This is a genomic window from Parendozoicomonas verongulae (assembly GCF_009711465.1).
GTDB classification, from domain to species: Bacteria; Pseudomonadota; Gammaproteobacteria; order Pseudomonadales; family Endozoicomonadaceae; genus Sansalvadorimonas; species Sansalvadorimonas verongulae.
On sequence record NZ_SMME01000535.1, the window covers coordinates 1 to 1259 of the forward strand.

Genomic DNA, 1259 nt, shown 5'->3' on the forward strand with positions numbered 1-1259 from the left:
TAAGGTGGACCCCATTGTCTAGACCACGAAGTCCACTTTTTAAGTTATGTTCCGGCTGTTGTTGAAGTCCCTCAGCCAAAGTGTATTGCCTGAGGTGTCTTGTAGTTCAGTGACTGGTGAAGCCTTTCAGCATTGTAGAACCGGAAGTACTTCTCCAGTCCTTGATACAGCTCAGCTACAGTTCTGAACTCGTTTAAGTAAAGCCATTCATATTTCACAGAGCGCCAGAGTCGTTCGACAAAAATGTTATCCAATGCACGACCTTTACCATCCATGCTGACTTTGATTTCTCTGTCCAACAACGGCGTCAAAAAATCCTGACTGGTAAATTGGCAACCCTGATCAGTGTTAAAAATTTCAGGCTCTGTTAGCTCTAATGCTTGCTCCAAGGCTCGGATACAAAAATCAGCATCCAGTGTATTCGACAGTTCCCAGCTAATGACATAACGGCTGTACCAGTCGATGATGGCAACCAAGTACATGAACCCTTGGGGCATGGCGCAATAAGTTATGTCTGTGCTCCAAACCTGGTTAGGGCGGTTAATTTCCAGACCTCGAAGCAGGTACGGATAAACCTTGTGCTCCTTGTTTCTCAGGCTGGTTCCAGGCTTGGGAGCCACGCCTTCAATGCCCATTAGTCGCATAAGGCGCTGCGTACGTTTTCTGTTAACGAGATGGCCTTGTATTTTCAGCCACTCCGTCATTTTACGACTGCCATAAAAAGGTGTTGCTGTGTACTGCTTGTCGATCAGCTCCATCAACAGGAGATTCTCAGCACTTTCCTGTGCGGGTTGACCCCGATAGTAAAGCGTAGAGCGATTCAGTCCGAGCAGCTCACACTGTCGTCGTACACTGATATCCAAGTTCTTAGGATCGACAAGCATACGCAAATGATCAACCGACTGATCCAGATTTTTTTTTCAACCAGTCCAGCTCCATCTTGAGCCGACCGATTTCCTGATATAACGGGGCGGTGAGTTCATCAGGATCAATAACTGGAGCCGTACGGCCAAATAGCTCAGGAACCTGTTTCAGTAGCTGACGCTTCCACTGACTAATCTGAACAGCGGCTAAGCCATGTTCACTGGCCAACTGGTTAATTGTTTTATCGCCTCTGTAGGCTTCCAGTGCAACCTGAGCTTTGAATTCAGGTGCATGACGCTTCCTTTTTCTGACTGTCATTTTCCCCTCCTTGAAAGGGCATCATACAGTCGGAAAACTTAACTTAACCAGTGGTCCAGTTTTTGGGGTCCACTATA

At 46.9% G+C, this 1259-nt stretch carries 1 protein-coding gene; it reads right to left on the reverse strand.

Annotated features, from left to right (window positions below):
* Positions 1-71: 71 nt before the first annotated feature.
* Positions 72-1182 (reverse strand): IS3 family transposase gene (locus E1189_RS01350; protein ID WP_155158308.1). Its coding sequence is split into 2 segments (ribosomal slippage): positions 72-900 and positions 899-1182, totalling 1113 coding nucleotides; the frame shifts between segments, so codons are not numbered across the junction.
* Positions 1183-1259 lie beyond the last annotated feature (77 nt).